The sequence below is a fragment of the Halomonas sp. McH1-25 genome (assembly GCF_022348165.1).
Lineage (GTDB): Bacteria > Pseudomonadota > Gammaproteobacteria > Pseudomonadales > Halomonadaceae > Modicisalibacter.
On sequence record NZ_JAKRFI010000001.1, the window covers coordinates 214,676 to 235,017 of the forward strand.

Genomic DNA, 20,342 nt, shown 5'->3' on the forward strand with positions numbered 1-20,342 from the left:
ATAAAAAAAGGCCGCCTTGTTTGGCAGCCTTCATATTAAAATGAAGAGGAATTAAACGAGCTTTAGATTTGGTCTGCGTATCTTATGGTCGTTGCGAATAAGATCTTCTTCAACAACATCTGATATTACCACTCTGAGCAGACTTGGTTGAACACCAAGGGCACTTGCGACGTCATTGAATCCTAGCCCGTGATGATTGGATAAGACTTCGAAAGATTTGGATAGCAAGTCGGCACGCTCTTTTTCCACCAAATCATCTTCGTCTTCTTTTTTGCTTTGGCGAGTATTTTTCAAGAATATTACACCACTCTTGTACTGCCGCTCATCAATCAATCCGAGCACCTTTGCTCTATAAAGAATGGCTGCTTTGGAAACTCCAAAAGCCATCTTGATATCTACGATGCAATGCCAGTCAAGGCTTCTTCCCCGAGTTTTGAATACCTTGGCGAAGGTAGACCGTGGAAGAAGAAACGCCGATGCCAGCCTATTGGCTTCGGTCTCAGTTTTACGATCTCCGGTCTCTATGCCCTCATGAAGTATCAAGTGCGCCATCTCATGAGCAATATCGAACCGCTGCCTGAAAGGGCTTTCTTTAGCATCATTTCTAACTATAATTGGCCTTATCGACGGTATCGATAGAGCATCAACTTCTTGCGATGCATCACGGAAAAAAGTAACTAATGCGCCTGCATGCTCTACAACCTTGACCATATTATCTATAGGGCCAAGCCCTAAGCCCCAATAGAGACGAGACTTTTCGGCAGCACGCTCGATCTCTTCGGGAGTTGAAGCTCCCGAATAGTCTGGAAAGTTGACGTCAGGCAGGGCTACACGCTCATCAATAAAGCGAGCCAGCTGATCAAATATAGTACCTCTAGCTAGCACTTTTAATTTGGTGCTAACCTTGGTAGAAGCCAAGCTTCTGAAGTGAGCTTGGTCCTCTGTCAATGCAGGGCCAGCTGGAGAGCAAAAAAAATCAGGGGTAACATTTAGAGAATGCGCCAAACTCTCTAGCACGTCCCGAGAAACGCTGCTGGCTTTTCCGGTTTCAAGTTGAGAGACATATTGCCTAGATCTCTCTATGTCTTCCGCAACCTGGCCAAGAGTTTTACCCCAATAATGTCTCGCTAGCCTAAGTTTGCTTCCTTCAAACTGAGCCATTGTTGCCTTCGATGGTTTCATCGTTCTCACCCGCTTCGGCAGCATTCGGCCTTGGGACAAGTACATGGTCTGGTAATTTTGCAGCCTCTGGGATATCGGCCGTAGTGCTCATGAACGTATTTACGCTGGCGTTATATTGCCATTTTGCATTAACGTCTCTAGAGCCAAACTTATAATTTATGCAAAACAGGGAGTGCTCATCTTCATCATTCATAGCTTTGCGAACAAAGAACCTCCACAGCCCTGCATGGCCCATAAAGTCCTCATCGAACAGCGTTAAATTGGTCGTCATTGATTCTGCTTCAGTTAAAGCAGTAGCGAAATATTTTTTTGGCCTCTCTGGATCATCACAGAAGAAACGAAAGATAGCATTGCCAATGCTAAATTGAATATCATTGCCACGGTGGACGATTCGTAGCCAAGGGAATCGGCTCTCACCTTCTCGAAGCAGAGAATTGCGCAGCCAAGCCCAGCTTCGGCTCCCTTGAGTGTAGGTGTCATCCAGGGGATGGTTAGTCTCAGCGATGGCTCGCGAGAAGACATCCAGCATATACCTAGCGAGCTCATTCAAACGCTGCTCGGTCAGTTCTGGGTCAAGCTCCGCAGGGTGGCAAGGCTGATTCATAAGAAATTGTTCCAAAGCAGGGATTTGTAAACCTGATAATTGTGCTTTTCCCTGTCTTTGTCAAGTGAGTGTAGGGAAGCTTCTATTATTCGCGCATGGATCTTCAGAAGGCCAAGCGCTTCTGCACTTCCCCCGGCTGACTCGCCGCCCATTCGATCAGCCCGGCATAGTCCGCGGCTTTGCTGCGATGCTCTGCGATCTCCTCGGGCGAGGCGTTGCGGAGCCTTTCCCAAGCGGCGGCGGTATTGGTCATGCGCTCATGGTGGCGCTGCCAGCTCTCAAGCAGCCAGGCTCTGCCTTCAGCATCGCTCTCCCTGTATTCGTGCTTGTTGCGTTCGATGACTCGCTGCCACTCGATGGCCGTGTGCATGGCGAAACCTCCAGAACGAGAAAGGCCACCGCTTGGGTGGCCTGGCTTTACCGAATAGTTGTTTACTGGGATATTCATGTGGCGTCGCTAACGAAAACACAGCAGGGGAAAGGTTACTTCCATGGCTAAAGACAACTTCGGCAAAAAGCTTCTTCGAGAGAAGATGATGGAAGCCAGAGAGCGGTGTGGTTTCGCAGAAATGAACCTTGATGAAATTCCAGACGAAGGATTGGAAATTTTAGAAAAAGAGGCTCGAAAGGAGCTCGAGGGTAAAGATTAAGTCTGCCTCAACCGCTTCGCTCGCCGGCGCGCCCTGGCCCTAGCCGCGGCGCGCTGGTGTCGCTTCACGCTGCCACGGCGAGAGGCTGGCGGCAGGGGCTGAATATGCGGCGTAATGGTGGGCATTGACCATGCCCGGGCAGTAGCGCTGAGCATGGCGTCGATGGCCATCATCATGTTCATGCAGCGGCCCTCGCTTCATCGATCCGCTTGAACTCGACGACCCACACCCAGGGGTTGGCGTCCCATGAGTCGGCACCATTGATCGATTGCCAGAGGAACCGGAAGGCGCGCCGTGGCTTGTCATGCCAGCTCAGGCCGGCATCCGCTGCTTCCTGCTCACCATGGACGCCCTCGGCCTTGGCATCCGCCTCGCTGATCTCCTGCAGCCGCTCGACGCGCACGCTGACGATCTCCAGCGTGATGCGCGAGGCCCAGCGGGGCATGTGGATAGAGGGACGGCGCTTCATCCAAGGTGAGCTGTAGCTATCGGGACGAAGGAATCGCTGCTGAGGCTGTGGCGTGTCGGCTAGGTATTCGACCTTCTCATGCGTCCAGTAGGACTCGCATTCACCACTGGGCAGCGTAGTGCTGTCGAGAGATTGCAGTATCCCTTCCCTCACCCAAAGCCGGTCGCCTGGCTCGCCGTAGGGGCATTGGCCGATAGGGATAATCCCTTCCTCGGGATATTCGCTGGCATAGCAAAGCCACTCCGGGTCATGCGCTGTGCCGTTATCGTCGAACCAATTGTTGTAGCGGAAGCTGACTTCGCACTCTTCGCCTGGCACGCCAGCGTGACAGCGGATCAGCTCTTCCACCTTTGGCTTCACCACCCGCCGCGTCTGGGTCTTCCTGCCGTCGAGAATGGCGCGGACCATCTCGCCGTTGAACAAGATCGGACGTTCTTTCATGCGGCCGCCTCCGCTTCATCGAGGGGAATGATCCTGCTCAGGCTGTCTTCTAGGCTGCCGTCTTTCGGACGAAAGCGCCCAAGCTCATCCCATGTGAACTTGCCGGCTTCGACAGGATTGCTGGTGTAGCCGCAGGCGCCGGGGCGGTGGTAGACGCCGTGCCCCTTGTGCCAGATCAGGTAGAGCGGCTCGGGCTGGGGAAACAGGATCTGCTTCAGCGTCTCGGCGCGCTTGAAGTCCATCGCATTGACAGCCTTCGCCATCTCACCCTCGAGCCGCTTGCGACGAAGATCCTCGTTGCGCTTACGGCGCAAATCGCCCGGGCTATCAACGTAAATACTGAAGCTGGCTTCGTTGCTCACCCCGTACTTGCCGCTGACAACCCACCACATGTTATTGATGTTGTAGTAGGCGATACCGGTGTTCATTCGGCCTTTCCGGTCGGTGAAGAAGACCCGTTGGCCGTGCTCGATCAGCTTTCCATCGGCGGACTTTCTGTTGCAGTCGCTGATCTTGTAGGCGCTGGTGTCGCCCTTGAAATGCCAACTGGTACGCCAACACGCTTCGACCCACTCCATCGCGGTCAATGCACCCGGCCCGCGATTCTCGTTGCGGCCATCGTTTTTGGCGTCTTTGAACTCGTAGCCGAAGAAAATATTGCACAAGTAGGTGCGCAGACGGCGGCGTGTGCGCTCCATTTCCAGCCACAGCAGGTAGGGCATCCGCTTCTCTTTGCCGAAGTCGTAGCGCCCTCCGTTCGGGTTCTCGCCATTGGCCACGTCCTGCCACATTTCGAACTTGATGCAGCGCCCCGAGATGTCCAAGAAGCCTTGCAGGTCGCCCTTGCGGCAGTATCGGTGTTTCTCGGCAAACCGCCTGCCATACTGCTCGACCATCTCGGCAGGCACTTCAGTCTTCCAGCCAAGGCGGCGAAGCTGCTGAGCCACGCGTAAGAAAACGTCCTTCTTGAACTGGCGCTCCCATGCTTGCCATTGCAGAGTGTCGCGACGTACTGGATCCTCCCAGACGTTTAGACTGGCGTCGCCGAAGCTCACAGTGCCGGTTCGGTTTACCGTGCTCATGATGCCTCCTTGTCCGAATGCCCGGCGCACGAGCCGTCCGGGTTTTGGTTATCGCATGGCCCCGCCACGAGGTTGGTGATGCCTTTGCTGAGCATGTCGCGTAGCTCTGCCCGGGCTCCGTCTGCGCCGCCTGGGTGCGTGATCGTTTCCATCAACCGCTTATCGGACAGCTTCAGCAGGTAACCGACCGGCATGTGTATGTGCCACGTCGTTTTGGTGCGGGGATGCATAACCACCTCCAGAAACGAAAAGCCCCGCCGGACTGGCAGGGCCTGAGAATGAAAGCCGCGTGACGGGCGGCGCCGGTCTGCGCCCTCGACCTCCCGCTAGGCGGTGGACTCATCCCTACTGCAATAGGGGTAGAGCCGGAGAGTTGGCCAAATCGCAGACTGCCGTTCGGTTATTGGTACAGTTGAACCCTCCGCCGGGCCCCACCGAGGCTGGCTGCACTGGGTAACAGCGGGATGTTTCGAAAGGGGTTACGCCGCCTGGCGTTTCTGTGCCCGCTGGCGTCGCGCCCACAGACTGCGAAGCCTGGCTCGGCGCTCAACGGCATTTCTGCGCATGGCCCAACGGACCTCTGCCGGCATGGCAGCGATCCTTTTATGTACCCAGTGGCCCGACGCTGTGATGTCATGGGCCTTGAGACGACGAACGATCGCAGGCACGCACAAGCGCTCGACCTCGATCATGTCGCGGATCATGGCATCCACGCGCTCGCCGTAGTCGTAACTGCCGGGATGGGGCCGGTCATGGCTGCGCAGCCCTAGGCGCTCACTGGCGCCGCGGACGCTGGCCTCGCTTCGACCCATGAGCCGACCTATCTCGGCATAGGTGTGCCGCTTCAGATAGAGCGCTTCCAGGTGGTCGTAATCGGCACGCGACCAGGGCGTGCCAATCACTCGTGTTGCTGGATCCATGAGCCGGTAGCGCAGGGCAGCGCTACGCACGCTGCCTTGTGATCGACCCATTTCCTTGCCAGCTTCAGCGTAAGTCAGACCCTGCTCGAGCAATCGGGTCAGCTTATCGAGCTCGTCGCTCAACCAGGTTTTGCTAGCCATGGGCTACCTCACTGTTTGGCTGCGGCAGCCTTTTTCAGCGCTGCGACGCGACCCTTGTAAGCTTCATTGACCACGCCACGGTCTTCTTCAGGCACATGGCGAGCCAAGTCGATGGCCTCGGCCAGCTCGTCGGGCGTGGTGGCTTTCTGAATCTGGTCGCAGACGTAGGCGCAGGTGATCACGCCGCCGGGGCCGGCTTCCTGTTGCTCGGACTCTGCCTGTGGCTCAGGCTGGGCTTCGGGTTGTGGCTCAGACTCCTGCCGCGCCTTGCGCTTCTCGGCCAGCTTGCTGCCCACCCGAGAGGCGGTGTTGCGCTGATGGCTGACTTGGCGAGGGGCATCCGGTTGCGGAGTGATGTCACGCTCACCGGCAGCAGCGCCGTAGCCCTCCATCTCATCAGGCGTATATACCCCGAGGATGACGTCAGGTGTGTAGAGCCGCGCCCAGCGCTTGATGGCCAGGTAGGCGAGCTGCTGCTTGGGATCGCTTGCCCAGAGCGTGGAGTTGCGTGTCTGTGCCTGGGTGAGCAGCAGCTCGAGTACACGCGGATATTCCTCGCCCTTGATCGTCGCCCACACGCGCACGCCGAGACCGACTTCATCTTCTGGCTTCCAGCCCGGCGCCTTGTATGACTTGCCGCCATTACCTTGCTTCTCGACGAACTTGCCCAGAACGTTTTCCCACGGCCCAAACCATTCGTACTGCAGGCGGCCGGTCGTCGGGGCCATGGTGGTAATTACCGCGTTGACCAGCTGTGCCTCATAGCCCAGCGTGCCGTTGACGGTGTGTGTCTTCTGGGCAACAGCAAACGGGTTCATACGCCACTGTGCCGCCTGCATGACCACCGCCATACAGTCGCCGGCGTTACCCTGCAGGTGCTGCGGTACCGTGGACTTGCCGCTGGCCATGACCTGGGCAAGGTTGTAAAGCTGAGACATGGCGTTGTGGTTGAACAGGAGGTGCTGCATGTCCTCCTGAGTCTGAACGGCGGGGGCTGTTGCCTGCTGGCCTTCGGTCGGCGCCTGGAACTGGGCGATATTCTGTTGAGTCATGCGGCTTCTCCCTGGGTGTCATTGTGCTGGGCGGCGAGCTGGTCTTTCTCGGCCTTGCCGATCTTTCCGGCTCGGAAGTCGAGGTAACTGGTTGCCTGGTACTCGACGGTATAGGCCTTCTTATTGATGACCTTGCGGCGAAAGCAGGCGCCATCGGAGAAGACGCCGACAGCGGCTTCGCCCATGGTTTCAAGCAGGCGAGCCTTGGCGACCTCCTTGATGCCTTCGTTCTTCTTGATTTCGGCGTCGGCTTTCTCGATTTCTTCACGCCAGTGCGCAACGCTATCCAGTCGAACAATGCTTCCGTCCGTGCCGGGGTACCGGCGCTTCAGAAGCTCGATAGCCTTGGGATGCTCGACGTCGATATCGGGCAACTCGCCTCGCTGGATGCCGGCCCACAGCTCGCCCTCGAGCTCGATAATGTCCTCGATCAGCGCGTCGTCGCGCAGGATCGGGTACCAGCGGGTTTCCCAGCCGGCGATGGTCACCACCAGGAACGCCCACTCATAGCCCATGACTGCGAGTTGATGCTGGACCTGGACGAAGTAATCTTCCGGCACCTCGCCAGAGGTGCAGAGACCGGCTGTAGCGTGGACGTTGTCGGGCTTGCCCCATTTCTGGCCGAACTCGACATTCTTCAGCTCGATCACGCCCGGGCCGCTGACGGCCTGCCCGAAGATGCCTTCCAGCCAGACAGACTGGCCTTCGGTGACCCCTACGACCCGGCGGTCGATATTGGCCAGCATCCAGGGATGGTCGCGGTGGGCGACCATGGCGTTGTAGTTCTGGACGGTGAGCCCGGTGGCCTCAGCAAAGCGAGAGGCGGTGACCGGCTCCATGACGTGACCCATGGCCATCTTCAACTGACGGCGATAGTTGGCCTCGTCGTCGTCCTTGGCCAAGCTGAGTTTGCGCTCGGCAATCTCGTAGGGCGTACGATGCTCACTGATACCGATCGCCGCCGCGGCCTCACTGGCCCCGATGCCCAGGCCGCGCAGTTCCAGCCAGATATCTTCGGGCATGCCAAGGGTGCTGATGCGACCATTGGCCTGCAGTTCCTGCTTCGCTTCTTCCAGAATCATGTCTACTCTCCACTATGAAGCTCTGACCCGTGCTTCAGCCCCTGACCAGGCCTCACCCTGGAAAGGGGCACCTCTTATTTGCCGCGTGCCTTTCGCTTTGCGCTGATCACCCGGCTTGCCCATGCCGCTTTTTCGTGCAGTGATGCCGTAAAACCCGGGAACTCATCGAGCAGCGCATACAGCTCTTCCGCTAGCTGCGGTTTACGCTCAGCCATTCGCTGTACGGCATCCCATGTCTTCTCGTAAATCGGCCAGTCGGCTTCAACTACAACGCATTCTCGGGTGGGAATCTGGGCCGCTTGCAGCTTGCGCCGAAGCCACGGCGTTTCTCCGGGTGGAATATCTGAAATCTTGACTACGATGTATCGCTCTTCTCGTTGGAACTCGCTCATCCCACCATCCTCATCTCTGCATCTTCCTGGGCTTCCTCGGCGACGATCTTTGCCCAGGCGGATAGCTCGAGCTGTGCCGAGCGCGTTTTCAGATAGGCATCAACCAGGTCGGCCACGGTCATGTTGGCCTTTATCTCGACCACGCCATGTCCTAGCGAGCCCTGTTCGGCCAGATACTCGGCGAAGGGCGCCACGGCATCGGGTTCGCCGTCGTATACGCCTTCGCGCAGCCGCTCGGCATGCTCTCGGATCAGTCGTTCGCGATAGCTCATGAAACCTCCTTCCGCTCTCGGTACCAGCGCATCACGTCGCGCAGCGTCTCCACCGCATCAGCTGTGCGCCTTGGGTAGCCATTCGATTCAGTGAACAGGGCGAGCCGGTCAGCGACTTCGGCGCCCAGGTTGGGATCGACCAATGCCGCCAGTAACGCCTCGCGCATGTCGGCGGGGTCGATGGCATAGGGATCGTCGTCCGGCGAGGGCAGGCCTGCCTCGCGATTGATGAGTTCTTGCATCGCGATCTCGTCCTTGATCTGCTCGACGGTCAGCTTGTAGAGCCGGCCATCGACGATGAAGGCCCGGTCAGCACGTGTAGTGCCGGGGCCGAGTAGGGCGCCGACCACGCTGGACAGAGCCAGCGCTTCACGCTGGGGCGTCATGACGCTTCACCCAGGCCAGCCAAGCGCTGGCGGTAGGCGATGCCCCGGCGCACGTTGTCGTGCTGGGCCAGGGTCATTGGCTTGGCATCTTCATCTCGGTAGCGAGCCTGGGCGGCTCGTTCTCGAAGCTCAGCTTGCAGCCGCGTCTGGGCGTCGAGTGACGGCATCGTGACGCGGGCATTCAACAGGTCCATGGGTCGCGGCATGCAAACCTCCTTGGGATTGGGCGTAAAAAAGCCCGCACGGTGGCGGGCAATATCGGTACGCAGGGATCGATGCAGTAAGCATCCGGATGGGCACCGCTCGGCGGAGGCCCCGCGAAGGGGCGCGATGCCCATCCGGATGCTGGCTGAAAGTACGCGGCAGGGTCCGCGTTCCACTGAACGAAGTTAATTAAACCTTCAATTTAAACGTCTGTTTTTATTAGAGAAAATAGATTTTCATATACACGAATTTTTAATGTTCTTGCCATCAAACTCCTGTTAATTTGCTTCTGACAATAATGAGAAAAGGCAGGAGGCCTTAGTCATGTTTAACCGTTCACGGCAAGTCGCTTGTACCCATTGCCATGGTGTTAATTACTGGAAAGGGGATCCCGCCCCGACCGATGAGTTGGCCTGTCGGTACTGCAACTCTTTCATCACCACCTATGACGACTACATTCTTAACTTCGTCCGTGTAGAAGCGGCGCGAATGCTGGCTCAGTTCATGGAAACTGACTGTGAACACGACCTCGCCATGCTCAAGCACGCCTTGTCTCAGCAGCTTCCTCCCAGACCGAAACGGGTAACCAGGCCTTACCTGTCAGCTTCCCGGTAAAAGGCCCCCGGCATAGCCGGGGGAATACGCAGGGAACTGAGGTGCTGAGTGAACATCTGGAAGTACTCTGTCGTTAACTGGTCATCACGACCACGGCTAGGGAAGGCTGGATCGTCTTTTCCGGCAGAGTGCTTCCAGATGGACAGATATTCTCAGCCTCTGCCCAGGGCGCTAGGCCGCACTACGCAGCGGATCGCGTGTTGCTCATGAAGTAACGAGGCTGGGCATCGCTCTCTGCCCGGGGCGCCAACCCCAAGACCTACCCTCAACGCTGAGGGCCTGGCTCCACTTGGATGGCCTCGTCCACGCTGCATGCATTTGCCTCGAAGGTCTCAGTCCCGCTACTGACAGCCGACTGAGAATGCAGGTGCCCGCTTATTACCGAGCGGGACGGATGACTGGTTGTTAAAGAGCGTCGGCCTGTGAGGGCCTTGAACCGGCAGCGCCGCGTCCATGTGTTGAAATATAGGGAAACCTATAAAACACGTCAACAGGTATACCTATATTTTTTTATCGGCAGGTCTATTTTTCTAACAGGCAGGCACAAAAAACCCGCCTCGGCAGGCGGGTTTGGAACCAGTTAGGTTGGACCTACCCATCACATGCGCAGCCAGGCCCTTTATGGCAGGTGTAGTTCCGGCTGATGCAGCTATCGCCACAGGCCTTACCCTTGCGACAGACCTTACAGCAGCCCTGAGCGAGGATGAGCTCGTCGCTGCTCATTTCCTGAACCACAGGACAGTCACCTTCGAGCTGTAGCTCTTGAGTAAAAGCGTGGATAGTTGAGCCTTGGCCAACAGCTTGCAGTTCGCTGGGCTGCGAGCCGGGCTGGGATGCCTGAACGGCAAACGAAAGGAGAAGGGCGGTAACGAATACCGCGATACGATTGATCATGGTCTGTTCCCTTGCGTAGTAGTTTTTGTAAGCCGCCTCGGCTGGGTGGCTTCATACCAAGAGTAGCAGAACATGAAAGACCCGCCTCGGTGGGCGGGCTGGAAGAGCAGCCAGCTATCTACTTGCTGAGGCTGCTGAGGCGCAGAAGGTAAGCGCTTAAGGATCGATTGCTGGGTCTGCTGGATCGACTGGACAGCCTCGCGGAATTCTGACCGCTCTTTTTCACTACCGCACGTACCTGGACGGTTTCACACCCCCGCCAAACGCTCACATCTCCATCCCAGCAAAGATCACCGTACCTACGATCCTGCAGTTGCCGTTGATGGGAATGTACGGCTGTGGCCAGTTGGGGTTCATTGCCTTGAGCATCTTCTGGTCGCCATCTTCTATGAACTGCTTGAAGGTCGCTTTCTCAGAATCCGAGTCGCTCAGCATGGCCACTACCTTCTTGCCACTGATCGGCATGACCTCAGGATCGACGAAGATAATTGTGCCTGGCACGAAGTAGGGGGCCATGGAGTCGCCTTCGACCCGGAGGGCAAACGTCCTTTCGCTGCAGCTAACTGGACAGGGCCAATGAGGCACGTCTGCCAAGTCCAAGGAATACTCGCTCACTTCGGTCCAACACCCAGCCTGCACCCAACTGATCTCAGGCACATGGCGGATATTGGACGGCCCTTCCCGTACGTTACTTGCAGCAGGGGCAGGGCTTTCCGGCACGGTGTCGTGCATATCTCCGCGCCCGGTGGCCAGCCAGTCTGGATTTACTCCGCAGGCATGAGCTATCTGCACAAGATACGCGCTTGAGCGCGACTCGCCTTTCTCTAGCTCTGAAATGGTGGCCTGCCTCACGCCAACAACTTTGCCTAGTTGCGACTGAGTTAGCCCGGCGCTTTTTCTGGCGCGCCGCACCCGATCCCCGATAGTCATAGCTTCGGAAGATATAGGCACGCCTATAGCGTTGCAAAAAGGACTTCCTATAGCTAGCATATAGGCATTCCTATCTTTTCAGGTTGTTCCTATGGATACCCCTATATCCCGACTCATTAAGCACTTCGGCACCCAGGAGCAAACCGCCACTGCTCTGGGTGTGAAGCAGGGCACGGTGTCCGGCTGGGCAACTGGCCGGCATGGCATCTCTGAAGTGCATGCCCTGATGGCTGAGCGAATCACAAACGGGGCCATTGCAGCAGTCGAGCTTTGTCCCCGGCTCGCTGATGTAGCGGCCGCCTAAATCCCTGACCGCCTGCTCGTGAGAGCCGCGACTCCTGATTCCCAAAACAGCAAGGAAGGACTCATTCATGGATCGCTTTCTCTCAAACGACAGCCACCTGCTCGAGGATCGCCGCCGAAAGCCGGAGGGCACCCACCTGAGCGAGGTGGTCAAGGTTCGATTTACCGAGTCCGAACTCGATGAACTCAAGGCTGCCGCTGCACTACAGACCGGGGGACGCCTCGCCACGTATGTCCACGACCTGACGATGGAAAGCCTTGAGGCCAACCAACGCCGCCATGCGCAGATGCTCGCTGAATTGGCTGAAGGCAAGCCGCTCAGCGACGAGAGCAGGGCGGCAGCAACCCAAATGCTTCAGCGCATGCTCGAAGTCGGGCTCATGCGCAGTTTGCACCAACGACAAACCGCCTGACAGGCCCTAGGAGGCACACGTGTTCGACCGGGAAATGGCGCAGGCCGCACTCAACAGCATAAGCCCCGAATACCAGGCAATGGTGCACGAGGCCGCACGGACACGCGGCGTCGCGGCTTGCGACATCGCGCTGGAGACAGCGTTACAGGTCGCGCAGGAAGAAGCAGGGAAGGCGCTTTTTGCGCTGAGAAAGGAACAGTCACGTCCGCGTTTGCGGTTGATTTAAGGCAGGGCAGGCGGGGCTTTTCGGCCTCGCTCTGTCTGGAAAAACAAGGCCCTCGCAGTCCTTTTGACGAGCGGCGAACATGAAAAAGCCCCGCAGGTTGTGGCGACCAGGGCGGGGCGATTTCAGAAACAACGTGAGGATATCGTAATGGACTCCAAACATTTTTTCCAGCATCCCGCGCGTCGAGATGACGCCCAAGCGCCGGGCCTGAAGAGCTCCCCGGCAAGGAGTTCTTAATGCAGTTCACTGTATCCATAAACCAGGCCAAGGCGCTTGAGTGGGGGCTGAATGCTCAGCAGTCTCTGCTATTCGCCTTCGTTTACGAATGTCCTTCATGGGCGAAGCCCGTAAGCACCGACGATGGCGTGTTCTATGCGTTGAGCAAGCAGAAGATCGTCGAAGAACTGCCACTGCTGACTGACAAGCCAGACACCGCTTACCGGATGCTGCGCGCGCTCAAGGCGGCAGGTTTGATCGAATTATCGAATACGAATTCCATCACCTTGGTGCGTCTGACCGAGAAGGGAAAAACCTGGAACAAGAAGCTGGATGGGTCGGATAAATATCCGACCAAGGATCGGAAAAATATCCGCGCTGGGTCGGAAAAATCTCCGAGCACCCACGGAAAAAAATCCGAGCCTGGATCGGAAAAATCTCCGACAAATCAGGATACCAGTAATCAGGTTACCAATCAGGATACCAGTGATCATGTTGCGACCGGGGGCGAGCCCCAGTCGCTGGTCCTGGATGGCGGGCCGGCTTCGAACGACGAACACGACGATGACGAACTGGCACGTGTCCCTGCCGACCTGCCTGGTCCACGAGATCCGAAGGCCAAGACGTTCAAGGCCTGGGCCAACTACGCCGTGACCTACCGTCGCCGCTACGGCGAATACCCAATCTGGAACCAGCGTGTTGCAGGACAGCTAAGCCAACTGGTGGACCGTGTGGGCAAGGATCTTGCTCCCGGCGTGGCTGCGTACTTCCTGAGCATGAACAACCAGTTCTACATCGCCAAAGGGCACCAGGTCGGTCAGATGCTGCAGGACTGCGAAACCATCGCCACGCAGATGCGCACCGGCCAGCAGATGACCGCAACACGCGCCCGTCAGATGGACGGAACCCAAGCCAATCTCAGCGCAGTGGATGAGGCCAAGGCCATGCTGCGCGCTTCCTGGGGAGACGAGTGATGCCGTTGACCAGCCGAGACGCCGAGCAGCTGCTGGAGCAGCTCTACGCCACAGCCGAGGTCTTGGGGAGCGAGATCAAGCCCGCCGCGGCCAACCTGATGATTCGCGACATGCGGAGTTATAACCGGCCGGAGATCGAACAGGCCCTGGCACGCTGTCGTGCCGAACTGACGGGCCGGCTGACCTTGGCAGCGATCCTTGAGCGCATGCCCAGCGCCAATGCTTACCTGTCACCGAACGAGGCTTGGGCGTTGGCCCTGACCTCGCTGGATGAGAACGAGACCGTGGTATGGACACGTGAAGTCGCGATCGCCATGGGCACCGCCCGGCCGGTCCTGGAGCAAGGCGACAAGGTTGGGGCCCGGATGGCATTCATCGGTGCCTACGAGCGTGAAGTGGCAGCCACCAAGGCAGAAGGGCACCAACCCACCTGGGAGGTATCGCTTGGCCATGATCCGGTGCGCCGACAGGAAACCGTTCAGAAAGCGGTTACTGATGGCTTGCTAGAAGCGCCCAAGGTTCAGCATCTGTTGCCAGCCCCGGAAGCGCCCGACACACCGGGGTGCCGGGAGCAACGCCGCCAAATCGTGGCCCACCTGCGGCAGGTCATCGACGGACAGGACGAAGCCGCAAAGGAACGGCGCCGGCAACAACAGCAGGCGACTGAGCAGCGTCGCGAAGAACTCTTGGAACAGGCCGAACGGCTTCAGAGAGGTGCCGCATGACCCAACTACGTCGCGGCTACGGCCGCCACTGGTGCCCGGCCTGCAGTCGCTGGAAGGGCGAAACCGAGATGACCGACGTCGATCCGGTCAGCGGTGAGCGTCAGGCCCGCATGGTGTGCAAGACATGCAGCCTCAGCTCGAGCAAAGCCAACCGTAAGGCCCTGGCAGTCACTGCTACCGGGAGGCTGCATGAAACAACTCAGTAATGGCGCATGCCTCTGCCTGCTGGTCGCGGGCAATGCCGTGATTCTGGCCGAGGTCTACGCAATCTGGCTGATCGCAGGAGGTGCCTGATGGGGACCGTGACAGAACTTCGCCCGCAGCGCGACGCGAGCTACCTGGACGACGACACCCAGTTGGGCCGGACCTACCTGGTGCTGCGCGACGCAACCTACTGGATGCAATTGCATGAGATTGCCGAGTCGATCCAGGCGCGCTTCCAGGTGGTGGACAGCCATGCCGCGATCAGTGCCCGGATTCGGGACCTTCGTAGGAAGTGCGGGCAGACCATCATGCGCCGGCGCCGTACCGGCAGCACAGCCGACGAGTACCGCATGCAGGGTGGCTACAAGCCGGCGCCGGCACCGCAGGGCGACATGTTCGAGGGTAGTGCTGCATGAAGGAATTTAAAACAGCGGCATCCCTGCCGCCAATCGATCGAGCTAGTTCAGACGAGCTCTCGCTCAGGAGCACTCAGCCACGAACCACATTGCGTACCAGCACTCGCCCAGTCATCACATACGCGGGTTATGAAGACGCGATCTCTCTCGCCCATCAACGGCATCAGTTTGTCCCGAAGGAAATCGGAGCTGATCTCGGCCTCAACCAGGTAGCACGTATCAGTCACGTACTTGCATGGGTAGTTCTGAAGCCGACTAAAAAATGCCTCGTACTCCTGGGGAAGGAGAAGTTCGAAAACAACCGAATAGATTGCCATCAATGGTCCTGCGATAGGGGGGTAAGTGTTGTTTGTTTTTCGTGGCGACTCCTTATCGGCAAGGGATTTCGGAAGTTAAGTCCATTTAGAGGATTTATTGTCGAGGGCCTGCCGTCATGAACTGGGTATTGATTCCTGCCCTATGGCTAGGTGGCTTCCTGCTGGTCTGCATCTTCCTTCGTGGCGCCAAGTGTGACGAGCGAAAGGCAAGGAGGCTGGATGAGCAAGCGTAAGCGCAGCCGGCCGCTATACCTGCAGGCCCGCCGTCTCATCGATCCGCGCAGCGGTGAAGAGATCAACGCCTGGGTGGCTCGAACCGATATCGACTACGCGATGATGCGCAGCCGCGGCTACAAGATCGGTGACGTGGTGCGGGCCGAGTTCAAGAAGCCGCGCAGCACCGGCCAGCACTACCGGGCGCATGCCCTGGGCCAGCTGGTAGCCAAGCACATCGAGGGCTTCGAAGGCTGGGATGCCCATGACGTGCTCAAGGAGCTGCAGCGCGAATCCGGCGTGTACTGCGACATCCATAACCTCGAGGTGCCGGGCGAAGGTGTGCTCAGGCTGACCAAGGCTCAGTCGCTCAACTACGACGAGATGGACGAGGTCGAGTTCCAGGAATTCTTCCGGGGCATCTGCAGGCATATCTGCGCCAGGTACTGGCCCAACTGCAATCAGGAACAGATCGAGGCAATGATTCAGATTATGCCTGGGGAGGTGGCGTGATGCTCAAGCAGAAGCCATTCCGCAGTCGTCAGTATCTGGACTGGGTCAAGCAGCAGCCCTGCGTCATGTGTGGCGCCCCGGCAGACGATCCGCACCACATCAAAGGCGTCGGCCACTTGAGTGGTGGCGGCATGACGGCCCCGGACTCAATGGTTATGCCGGTCTGTCGCCGGCATCACGACGAGATCCACCGGTCTCCTGAATTGTGGGAACGGCAGTGGGAATGGGTAGCTCGGACCCTCAACAGGGCGCTCGCCGAAGGCGTGCTGGGGGAGAAGCGATGATCCGTCTGTTCGTGCCGTACATCGGCCCCTCCACCAATGTCGCGCTGCGTCAGCACTGGCGGAAGCATAAGGATCAGGTGGAACTCTGCGACCTACTTACCAAGCAGGCGGTAATCAGTTCCGGTCTACCGCCTATCGATGTTCAGGTGGATATCTACTTCACGCCTCGGCTGGGTCCGAAAGAGCGCATCAGGGACACCGGCAACTATTCGATCAGCTGCAAGACCATCGAGGATGGACTGGTCCGCGCCGGCCTGCTTCCGGATGACCGTGGCGAGTACGTCAGGGAGTGGAAAGTCAGGCCGCCAATCATCGACCGCAAGCAATAGAGTGGGACATGGGTAGAGATCATCCCTGTAGGGAAAGAAATCGGCGGTAGCGGGGCAAATGAGGGCGAATTATCCCGGGAGGGAAAGGCAGCGTGAAAGAACCACCCCGCACATGGCCAGACGGGCGCCTAGTCGGTGGAGAGAACGGTTACCCGCTGGAGTGGGCCGAATACACGCTGTACTGCCAGGCAAAGATGGTCGCCAGAGAAATGCTCAAGGCAGAGCGGGGCAGCCGAGAGGCAGTATTTGCCCAGTGGGAAGGCAGGCTGCCGGGCTTGACCAGGGAGCGGGTGAGGGAAGCGCTGCAAGAGCTGAGCGGGGCATAAAGTACGCAGGTGCGAACCACAGCAACCATGCGGGCTAGAGCGGGATTCAAGGGCAAAACAGGTACGCGAAAGTACGCAAATGCGAACTTTTAGGTACGCAGTACACACCAGTGCAAACCATTAGGGGGAAAGCGATGCGATATAACTCGGCACGGCAAATGATTTTCGATGCGTACCGCATGACTGGTGACAGCGTGATGGCCGGCGCTATCGATCGGGCGCGCTTGGGCAATGTGGTGCAGGCCACGCAGAAGCAGAACAACGACTGGCGGATCGTGCACGGGCTCGAGGCCGGGGCGGTGATCAGCCGGGTAGAGGCGTTGCCGGTACATCTCAAGGCTATGGCGCTTTATTGCTACGGTCCGTTGACACGTGAAGAGCGTGGCGAGTATCTCGACGAGATCCAGGTGGCGCTATATCGGGAATTGCTCGCCGATGGCATCAGGCTACCAGGGCAAGGACGGGGCAAACCCAGTCAGAAGCAGTTGAACCAATTCTACTGGCTATGCCGAGCGGCGGCGTATCACTACGCGGAGACTACCTGGCCATATTCGCGGTCGGGGCTGCCGACACCTAAGGCTGTGCAAAGGTTCATGCTGGAGGACTATGGCGTTGATGTCGAAGTTAGGGATTGGGCTAGGAAGGATAGGTCTGCTTGGGGTGGTATTTGGGCACGAATATTGGCATGCTTGGATACATTGGATAACAGATGCTTAGGTGTGGTAGCTCAGCTCATGTACGCCGAAGCAGCATGACATAACAGGATCTGAAATGACGCTCGATTCGGCCGGGGTAGATTTCCTACTTAAATATATTATCCCCGGCCTTATCGTAATGAGGCTCTGGTCATTACAAAATCCGTATACCCGACAAACCGTGAATGAGCAGGTCCTAAGCGCTGCTATCTTTGGTGCGATTTGCTACCTGATTACATCTTGTTTTCCAAGCCATGTTGACCTTCCCCTTTATGTTGGCTCTGAAAAGGAGGAGCTAACAGGATTGCGTATCAGGCTTTCTGACTCGCCATCCGTCTTTGGTCTATTGCTTGTACCATTATTTGTTGCTTGGCTGAGGAAGCTCCTTGTAAGAAAATTTTTTCCCAACAAGCATCCTTCCGCAGTAGCTTGGGAGTATGTGTTTGGGGAGTACCTTGTTGGTAAAACTCCAGTAATTCTAAAAATTACCCTAGATGATGGGTCTATTGTGGCTGGAGCTGTCACAAAAGATGCCACTTTCTCTGAGTTTCCGGATAATCACCAGATTTTTTTAGATTTAGAATACGAGGTCGATGAAAAGGGTAATCCAGATAGGCCCAAAGAAGGTTCAGTAGGGCTGCTTCTGATGGGAAATAATATCTCTCATATCGAATTCATTTCCGACAAGGTGAGGTACTACGATGAGTGACAAAAGAGTGATAAATAACTCTCCTGATGTGCTCAAGAAAAGTTTTCAACCGGCGCAGGCGAAGGTTGGCGGACAGCCCACAAAAGGCAACGGGACAACACCAGGCATTGTTAAGCCCACTCCGCCCATTGCTCCAAAGAGGTAACTATATGTCAGGTAAAAACAGAAAAGGCGGGATGCGCCCCATATGGGAAAATTATCAACCTGCTAAGCGGAAAGAGCCAGCACAAAGCAATTTTCAACCTGCGGGAGGTGGCCAGGAGAACCAAGCGATCCTAAAGCCGACACCTCCCAAAGCTCCTAAGAGGTCTTGATTTTCTGCCGCCGTTTCGCTTACTCTCTTCCCATGATCGATTATTGCGCCCTGGCAAAAGCCGGGGCGTTTTCAGTTCTGACCTCTACTAGGGGTTGATTCGAGCCGTGACGAGCCCTAACCTGCCTTCGGGATATAAAAATACACACGGACTCGCAGGTGGACCATGGCAAAGCTTCGCTATCCTGAGCAGGTGGGAACCAACCAATCCGATCGGCTGACTTCAAATGGACAGCAGATCAACTTCGGCCTGAATGGCGACGACACCCTTATCGCTAGCTCTTACTCCGACTACAACTTCTTGGTCGGCGGTGCGGGCAATGATACGTACGTTGCCGATGGTTATGACTCGGTCCTGACGATCATCGATTCAGGGGGTGAGGACACTGTAGTTGCTGACGGTATCGGTGCTTACAGCGATGGCACGTACGCTGCCACTGTGGACGGGAAGCATCTAATTGCTGCGAACGTCTATACCGGTCAGCAGGTCGCGATCACGAATTGGAAGTCTGAAGGCGCCGTCGAAAACTTCCAGCTATCTGATGGTTTCTTCACTCGCGCCCAGATCGAAGAGTTCATGGAAGCGAGCCCGAACTACCTTGGTGACGTTTCTACTAGCCAGCTGGTCGAAGAAGGCGTCCTGCCACCAGGCACTACGGATGCCGACCTGAACGAGTTTATGGCTTATGTGCTAGGCAGCGAGCAGGTGCTGGCACAGCGGGCTGATGCAGCCCCTCCCGCGGTCCCCAGCGTTGAGGTGGAAGGGCTAGATGACGAGTTCTACTTGGCCAATAACCCGGATGTAGCGGCAGCCGGTGTCGATCCGGATGTGCATTTTGCTACCGACGGATGGCAACAGGGGCGTGATCCGAATAGCTGGTTTGATACCAGTTTCTATCTGGCCAAGAACCCGGACGTCAAATCCGCAGGAATCAATCCTCTCACGCACTATATGGAGTACGGCTGGAAAGAAGGCCGCGATCCAAGTGTCGAGTTCGATACCGACTTCTACCTCAGCGAGAACCCTGACGTGGCCAACGCTGGCATCAATCCGGCCAAGCACTTTGAAGAGTACGGCTTGGAAGAAGGCCGTGATCCCAACGCCTGGTTTGATGTGGATTGGTATCTGAGCCAGAACCCTGATGTTGCACAAGCTGGTATCGACCCGGTCGATCACTATTGGGACTGGGGCTGGAAAGAAGGACGTGATCCGTCTGCAGAGTTCGATACCGATGCTTATCTCGAAGCCAACCCGGATGTCGCCCTGGTCGGCATCAATCCCTTAGGGCACTGGCTGGAGTATGGTCAGGCAGAGGGACGAGAATTAGGATAAGGCATGTTGCCCATGCCAAGGCCCTGCCAGTCCGGCAGGGCCTTTTACGTAGAGCCCGCTACACCTTCCAGACCTGCAGCAGGGGAGCTTTGGCCCCCTCGCGACGAGCTTGATACTCGGCTTCGCGGCGGGCTTGTTCAGCCTGCCTGAGGCTGACCGGGGCTTCGTCTTCGAAATCAGAGTTGGAAGCGTTGGTAAAGCTGGTCTGATGCGTTCCCAAGCGTACGCGGACAGAGCGAAGGACCCGCTGCGCCATAGTCATTGTTGCTCTCCTTGTCATGTCGAAGGCTTCACTGCCTCGCCCATTACGTTAATACACATTGCGTTACGTTCAAAGGGTGAGGCGGGTAAACATGGCAGGAAAGACAAAGCCCGGCATCCTTGCCGGGCCAAGAGGGCCTGCTGGAGGGGGATGGATCACGGCCCTACAAGTTACCCCATCCTTGGGGTGGGCCGGCTCGTGACCCCCAGTCGTGACCGGCCCGAAGGAGCAGTATTCATGCACTTCCCACCCTAG

Annotated in this window: 31 protein-coding genes; 15 read left to right on the forward strand and 16 right to left on the reverse strand. The window is 57.3% G+C overall.

All coding sequences use genetic code 11. The annotated features are described in order from the left end of the window. Positions 1-51: 51 nt before the first annotated feature. The 3 genes from MHM84_RS01015 to MHM84_RS01025 all read right to left on the reverse strand — a co-directional run bounded on the left by MHM84_RS01015 (position 52) and on the right by MHM84_RS01025 (position 2,156). Entirely contained in the window at positions 52-1,161 is a 1,110-nt protein-coding gene (locus tag MHM84_RS01015; RefSeq protein WP_239261513.1) for an XRE family transcriptional regulator, read from the reverse strand. Beyond that, positions 1,148-1,786 (reverse strand): hypothetical protein, encoded by a 639-nt coding sequence (locus MHM84_RS01020; protein ID WP_239261516.1) that lies wholly within the window; start codon positions 1,784-1,786, stop codon positions 1,148-1,150. Before MHM84_RS01020 ends, MHM84_RS01015 begins: the two co-directional genes overlap by 14 nt. A 103-nt stretch (positions 1,787-1,889) precedes the next feature. Then, complete coding sequence (locus MHM84_RS01025; RefSeq protein ID WP_239261519.1) at positions 1,890-2,156, reverse strand: hypothetical protein; 267 nt, start codon at positions 2,154-2,156, stop codon at positions 1,890-1,892. Between the two features lie 121 nt (positions 2,157-2,277). On the opposite strand from MHM84_RS01025, the gene MHM84_RS01030 reads away from it, so the two are divergent. Further along, on the forward strand, positions 2,278-2,436 hold the full coding sequence (locus MHM84_RS01030; RefSeq protein ID WP_239261522.1) for a hypothetical protein: 159 nt from the start codon (positions 2,278-2,280) through the stop codon (positions 2,434-2,436). A 178-nt stretch (positions 2,437-2,614) separates the two neighbouring features. Here MHM84_RS01030 and MHM84_RS01035 read toward each other — a convergent pair whose 3' ends face one another. The 12 genes from MHM84_RS01035 to MHM84_RS21550 form a co-directional block, all read right to left on the reverse strand. After that, the gene (locus tag MHM84_RS01035; RefSeq protein WP_239261524.1) at positions 2,615-3,346 is read right to left on the reverse strand and encodes a hypothetical protein; all 732 of its coding nucleotides are present in this window, start codon (positions 3,344-3,346) and stop codon (positions 2,615-2,617) included. After that, positions 3,343-4,428, reverse strand: a complete 1,086-nt coding sequence (locus MHM84_RS01040; protein ID WP_239261526.1) for a hypothetical protein — start codon at positions 4,426-4,428, stop codon at positions 3,343-3,345. Before MHM84_RS01040 ends, MHM84_RS01035 begins: the two co-directional genes overlap by 4 nt. Further along, positions 4,425-4,658 (reverse strand): hypothetical protein, encoded by a 234-nt coding sequence (locus MHM84_RS01045; RefSeq protein WP_239261528.1) that lies wholly within the window; start codon positions 4,656-4,658, stop codon positions 4,425-4,427. Before MHM84_RS01045 ends, MHM84_RS01040 begins: the two co-directional genes overlap by 4 nt. Positions 4,659-4,907: 249 nt before the next feature. Beyond that, positions 4,908-5,489 (reverse strand): hypothetical protein, encoded by a 582-nt coding sequence (locus tag MHM84_RS01050; RefSeq protein ID WP_239261530.1) that lies wholly within the window; start codon positions 5,487-5,489, stop codon positions 4,908-4,910. Between the two features lie 8 nt (positions 5,490-5,497). After that, a complete protein-coding gene (locus MHM84_RS21405; RefSeq protein ID WP_275445631.1) occupies positions 5,498-6,541 on the reverse strand; it encodes a RecT family recombinase in 1,044 nt (347 codons plus the stop codon). Continuing rightward, positions 6,538-7,623 carry a YqaJ viral recombinase family protein gene (locus MHM84_RS01060; protein WP_239261532.1) on the reverse strand — a complete coding sequence of 362 codons (1,086 nt, stop codon included), beginning with the start codon at positions 7,621-7,623 and terminating at the stop codon, positions 6,538-6,540. Before MHM84_RS01060 ends, MHM84_RS21405 begins: the two co-directional genes overlap by 4 nt. Before the next feature lie 74 nt (positions 7,624-7,697). Continuing rightward, the gene (locus tag MHM84_RS01065) at positions 7,698-8,015 is read right to left on the reverse strand and encodes a hypothetical protein (RefSeq protein WP_239261534.1); all 318 of its coding nucleotides are present in this window, start codon (positions 8,013-8,015) and stop codon (positions 7,698-7,700) included. Next, the gene (locus MHM84_RS01070) at positions 8,012-8,287 is read right to left on the reverse strand and encodes a hypothetical protein (protein WP_239261536.1); all 276 of its coding nucleotides are present in this window, start codon (positions 8,285-8,287) and stop codon (positions 8,012-8,014) included. Before MHM84_RS01070 ends, MHM84_RS01065 begins: the two co-directional genes overlap by 4 nt. After that, on the reverse strand, positions 8,284-8,673 hold the full coding sequence (locus MHM84_RS01075; protein WP_239261538.1) for a hypothetical protein: 390 nt from the start codon (positions 8,671-8,673) through the stop codon (positions 8,284-8,286). Before MHM84_RS01075 ends, MHM84_RS01070 begins: the two co-directional genes overlap by 4 nt. After that, on the reverse strand, positions 8,670-8,879 hold the full coding sequence (locus tag MHM84_RS01080) for a hypothetical protein (protein ID WP_239261540.1): 210 nt from the start codon (positions 8,877-8,879) through the stop codon (positions 8,670-8,672). Before MHM84_RS01080 ends, MHM84_RS01075 begins: the two co-directional genes overlap by 4 nt. A gap of 1,204 nt (positions 8,880-10,083) precedes the next feature. Beyond that, a complete protein-coding gene (locus MHM84_RS01085) occupies positions 10,084-10,386 on the reverse strand; it encodes a hypothetical protein (RefSeq protein WP_239261544.1) in 303 nt (100 codons plus the stop codon). A 267-nt stretch (positions 10,387-10,653) separates the two neighbouring features. Next, a complete protein-coding gene (locus MHM84_RS21550; protein ID WP_343218266.1) occupies positions 10,654-11,376 on the reverse strand; it encodes an XRE family transcriptional regulator in 723 nt (240 codons plus the stop codon). Positions 11,377-11,407: 31 nt separating this feature from the next. On the opposite strand from MHM84_RS21550, the gene MHM84_RS01095 reads away from it, so the two are divergent. The 14 genes from MHM84_RS01095 (at position 11,408) to MHM84_RS01160 (ending at position 19,825) form a co-directional block, all read left to right on the forward strand. Continuing rightward, a complete protein-coding gene (locus MHM84_RS01095; protein ID WP_239261548.1) occupies positions 11,408-11,620 on the forward strand; it encodes a Cro/CI family transcriptional regulator in 213 nt (70 codons plus the stop codon). A 67-nt stretch (positions 11,621-11,687) separates the two neighbouring features. After that, complete coding sequence (locus tag MHM84_RS01100; RefSeq protein ID WP_239261550.1) at positions 11,688-12,032, forward strand: hypothetical protein; 345 nt, start codon at positions 11,688-11,690, stop codon at positions 12,030-12,032. 19 nt (positions 12,033-12,051) lie between these two features. Further along, entirely contained in the window at positions 12,052-12,258 is a 207-nt protein-coding gene (locus MHM84_RS01105; RefSeq protein WP_239261552.1) for a hypothetical protein, read from the forward strand. A 236-nt stretch (positions 12,259-12,494) separates the two neighbouring features. Further along, on the forward strand, positions 12,495-13,448 hold the full coding sequence (locus MHM84_RS01110) for a hypothetical protein (protein ID WP_239261554.1): 954 nt from the start codon (positions 12,495-12,497) through the stop codon (positions 13,446-13,448). Beyond that, positions 13,448-14,173: a hypothetical protein gene (locus MHM84_RS01115; protein ID WP_239261556.1), complete on the forward strand. Its 726-nt coding sequence runs from the start codon at positions 13,448-13,450 to the stop codon at positions 14,171-14,173. The genes MHM84_RS01110 and MHM84_RS01115 overlap by 1 nt, the downstream gene beginning before the upstream one ends. Beyond that, the gene (locus MHM84_RS01120) at positions 14,170-14,379 is read left to right on the forward strand and encodes a hypothetical protein (protein WP_239261558.1); all 210 of its coding nucleotides are present in this window, start codon (positions 14,170-14,172) and stop codon (positions 14,377-14,379) included. Before MHM84_RS01115 ends, MHM84_RS01120 begins: the two co-directional genes overlap by 4 nt. Positions 14,380-14,466: 87 nt before the next feature. Continuing rightward, the gene (locus MHM84_RS01125) at positions 14,467-14,793 is read left to right on the forward strand and encodes a hypothetical protein (RefSeq protein WP_239261561.1); all 327 of its coding nucleotides are present in this window, start codon (positions 14,467-14,469) and stop codon (positions 14,791-14,793) included. A 536-nt stretch (positions 14,794-15,329) separates the two neighbouring features. After that, positions 15,330-15,836: a hypothetical protein gene (locus MHM84_RS01130; protein ID WP_239261563.1), complete on the forward strand. Its 507-nt coding sequence runs from the start codon at positions 15,330-15,332 to the stop codon at positions 15,834-15,836. Further along, positions 15,836-16,120 carry a putative HNHc nuclease gene (locus MHM84_RS01135; protein WP_239261565.1) on the forward strand — a complete coding sequence of 95 codons (285 nt, stop codon included), beginning with the start codon at positions 15,836-15,838 and terminating at the stop codon, positions 16,118-16,120. Before MHM84_RS01130 ends, MHM84_RS01135 begins: the two co-directional genes overlap by 1 nt. Next, a complete protein-coding gene (locus tag MHM84_RS01140) occupies positions 16,117-16,449 on the forward strand; it encodes a hypothetical protein (RefSeq protein WP_239261567.1) in 333 nt (110 codons plus the stop codon). Before MHM84_RS01135 ends, MHM84_RS01140 begins: the two co-directional genes overlap by 4 nt. Positions 16,450-16,541: 92 nt before the next feature. Beyond that, the gene (locus tag MHM84_RS01145; protein WP_239261569.1) at positions 16,542-16,775 is read left to right on the forward strand and encodes a hypothetical protein; all 234 of its coding nucleotides are present in this window, start codon (positions 16,542-16,544) and stop codon (positions 16,773-16,775) included. Positions 16,776-16,909: 134 nt separating this feature from the next. Then, the gene (locus tag MHM84_RS01150; RefSeq protein ID WP_239261571.1) at positions 16,910-17,530 is read left to right on the forward strand and encodes a hypothetical protein; all 621 of its coding nucleotides are present in this window, start codon (positions 16,910-16,912) and stop codon (positions 17,528-17,530) included. Positions 17,531-17,546: 16 nt separating this feature from the next. Beyond that, a complete protein-coding gene (locus MHM84_RS01155) occupies positions 17,547-18,179 on the forward strand; it encodes a DUF6338 family protein (RefSeq protein ID WP_239261573.1) in 633 nt (210 codons plus the stop codon). Positions 18,180-18,658: 479 nt separating this feature from the next. Further along, complete coding sequence (locus tag MHM84_RS01160; protein ID WP_239261575.1) at positions 18,659-19,825, forward strand: hypothetical protein; 1,167 nt, start codon at positions 18,659-18,661, stop codon at positions 19,823-19,825. Between the two features lie 58 nt (positions 19,826-19,883). On the opposite strand, the gene MHM84_RS01165 is transcribed toward MHM84_RS01160, so the two are convergent. After that, positions 19,884-20,087: a hypothetical protein gene (locus MHM84_RS01165; protein ID WP_239261577.1), complete on the reverse strand. Its 204-nt coding sequence runs from the start codon at positions 20,085-20,087 to the stop codon at positions 19,884-19,886. Between the last annotated feature and the right edge of the window lie 255 nt (positions 20,088-20,342).

Bases quoted from the DNA above. Each gene is read 5' to 3' on its own strand.
- MHM84_RS01015 (WP_239261513.1), bottom strand. From the start codon at position 1,161: ATGGCTCAGTTTGAAGGAAGCAAACTTAGGCTAGCGAGACATTATTGG.
- MHM84_RS01020 (WP_239261516.1), bottom strand. From the start codon at position 1,786: ATGAATCAGCCTTGCCACCCTGCGGAGCTTGACCCAGAACTGACCGAG.
- MHM84_RS01025 (WP_239261519.1), bottom strand. From the start codon at position 2,156: ATGCACACGGCCATCGAGTGGCAGCGAGTCATCGAACGCAACAAGCAC.
- MHM84_RS01030 (WP_239261522.1), top strand. From the start codon at position 2,278: ATGGCTAAAGACAACTTCGGCAAAAAGCTTCTTCGAGAGAAGATGATG.
- MHM84_RS01035 (WP_239261524.1), bottom strand. From the start codon at position 3,346: ATGAAAGAACGTCCGATCTTGTTCAACGGCGAGATGGTCCGCGCCATT.
- MHM84_RS01040 (WP_239261526.1), bottom strand. From the start codon at position 4,428: ATGAGCACGGTAAACCGAACCGGCACTGTGAGCTTCGGCGACGCCAGT.
- MHM84_RS01045 (WP_239261528.1), bottom strand. From the start codon at position 4,658: ATGCATCCCCGCACCAAAACGACGTGGCACATACACATGCCGGTCGGT.
- MHM84_RS01050 (WP_239261530.1), bottom strand. From the start codon at position 5,489: ATGGCTAGCAAAACCTGGTTGAGCGACGAGCTCGATAAGCTGACCCGA.
- MHM84_RS21405 (WP_275445631.1), bottom strand. From the start codon at position 6,541: ATGACTCAACAGAATATCGCCCAGTTCCAGGCGCCGACCGAAGGCCAG.
- MHM84_RS01060 (WP_239261532.1), bottom strand. From the start codon at position 7,623: ATGATTCTGGAAGAAGCGAAGCAGGAACTGCAGGCCAATGGTCGCATC.
- MHM84_RS01065 (WP_239261534.1), bottom strand. From the start codon at position 8,015: ATGAGCGAGTTCCAACGAGAAGAGCGATACATCGTAGTCAAGATTTCA.
- MHM84_RS01070 (WP_239261536.1), bottom strand. From the start codon at position 8,287: ATGAGCTATCGCGAACGACTGATCCGAGAGCATGCCGAGCGGCTGCGC.
- MHM84_RS01075 (WP_239261538.1), bottom strand. From the start codon at position 8,673: ATGACGCCCCAGCGTGAAGCGCTGGCTCTGTCCAGCGTGGTCGGCGCC.
- MHM84_RS01080 (WP_239261540.1), bottom strand. From the start codon at position 8,879: ATGCCGCGACCCATGGACCTGTTGAATGCCCGCGTCACGATGCCGTCA.
- MHM84_RS01085 (WP_239261544.1), bottom strand. From the start codon at position 10,386: ATGATCAATCGTATCGCGGTATTCGTTACCGCCCTTCTCCTTTCGTTT.
- MHM84_RS21550 (WP_343218266.1), bottom strand. From the start codon at position 11,376: ATGCTAGCTATAGGAAGTCCTTTTTGCAACGCTATAGGCGTGCCTATA.
- MHM84_RS01095 (WP_239261548.1), top strand. From the start codon at position 11,408: ATGGATACCCCTATATCCCGACTCATTAAGCACTTCGGCACCCAGGAG.
- MHM84_RS01100 (WP_239261550.1), top strand. From the start codon at position 11,688: ATGGATCGCTTTCTCTCAAACGACAGCCACCTGCTCGAGGATCGCCGC.
- MHM84_RS01110 (WP_239261554.1), top strand. From the start codon at position 12,495: ATGCAGTTCACTGTATCCATAAACCAGGCCAAGGCGCTTGAGTGGGGG.
- MHM84_RS01115 (WP_239261556.1), top strand. From the start codon at position 13,448: ATGCCGTTGACCAGCCGAGACGCCGAGCAGCTGCTGGAGCAGCTCTAC.
- MHM84_RS01120 (WP_239261558.1), top strand. From the start codon at position 14,170: ATGACCCAACTACGTCGCGGCTACGGCCGCCACTGGTGCCCGGCCTGC.
- MHM84_RS01125 (WP_239261561.1), top strand. From the start codon at position 14,467: ATGGGGACCGTGACAGAACTTCGCCCGCAGCGCGACGCGAGCTACCTG.
- MHM84_RS01130 (WP_239261563.1), top strand. From the start codon at position 15,330: ATGAGCAAGCGTAAGCGCAGCCGGCCGCTATACCTGCAGGCCCGCCGT.
- MHM84_RS01135 (WP_239261565.1), top strand. From the start codon at position 15,836: ATGCTCAAGCAGAAGCCATTCCGCAGTCGTCAGTATCTGGACTGGGTC.
- MHM84_RS01140 (WP_239261567.1), top strand. From the start codon at position 16,117: ATGATCCGTCTGTTCGTGCCGTACATCGGCCCCTCCACCAATGTCGCG.
- MHM84_RS01150 (WP_239261571.1), top strand. From the start codon at position 16,910: ATGCGATATAACTCGGCACGGCAAATGATTTTCGATGCGTACCGCATG.
- MHM84_RS01155 (WP_239261573.1), top strand. From the start codon at position 17,547: ATGACGCTCGATTCGGCCGGGGTAGATTTCCTACTTAAATATATTATC.
- MHM84_RS01160 (WP_239261575.1), top strand. From the start codon at position 18,659: ATGGCAAAGCTTCGCTATCCTGAGCAGGTGGGAACCAACCAATCCGAT.
- MHM84_RS01165 (WP_239261577.1), bottom strand. From the start codon at position 20,087: ATGACTATGGCGCAGCGGGTCCTTCGCTCTGTCCGCGTACGCTTGGGA.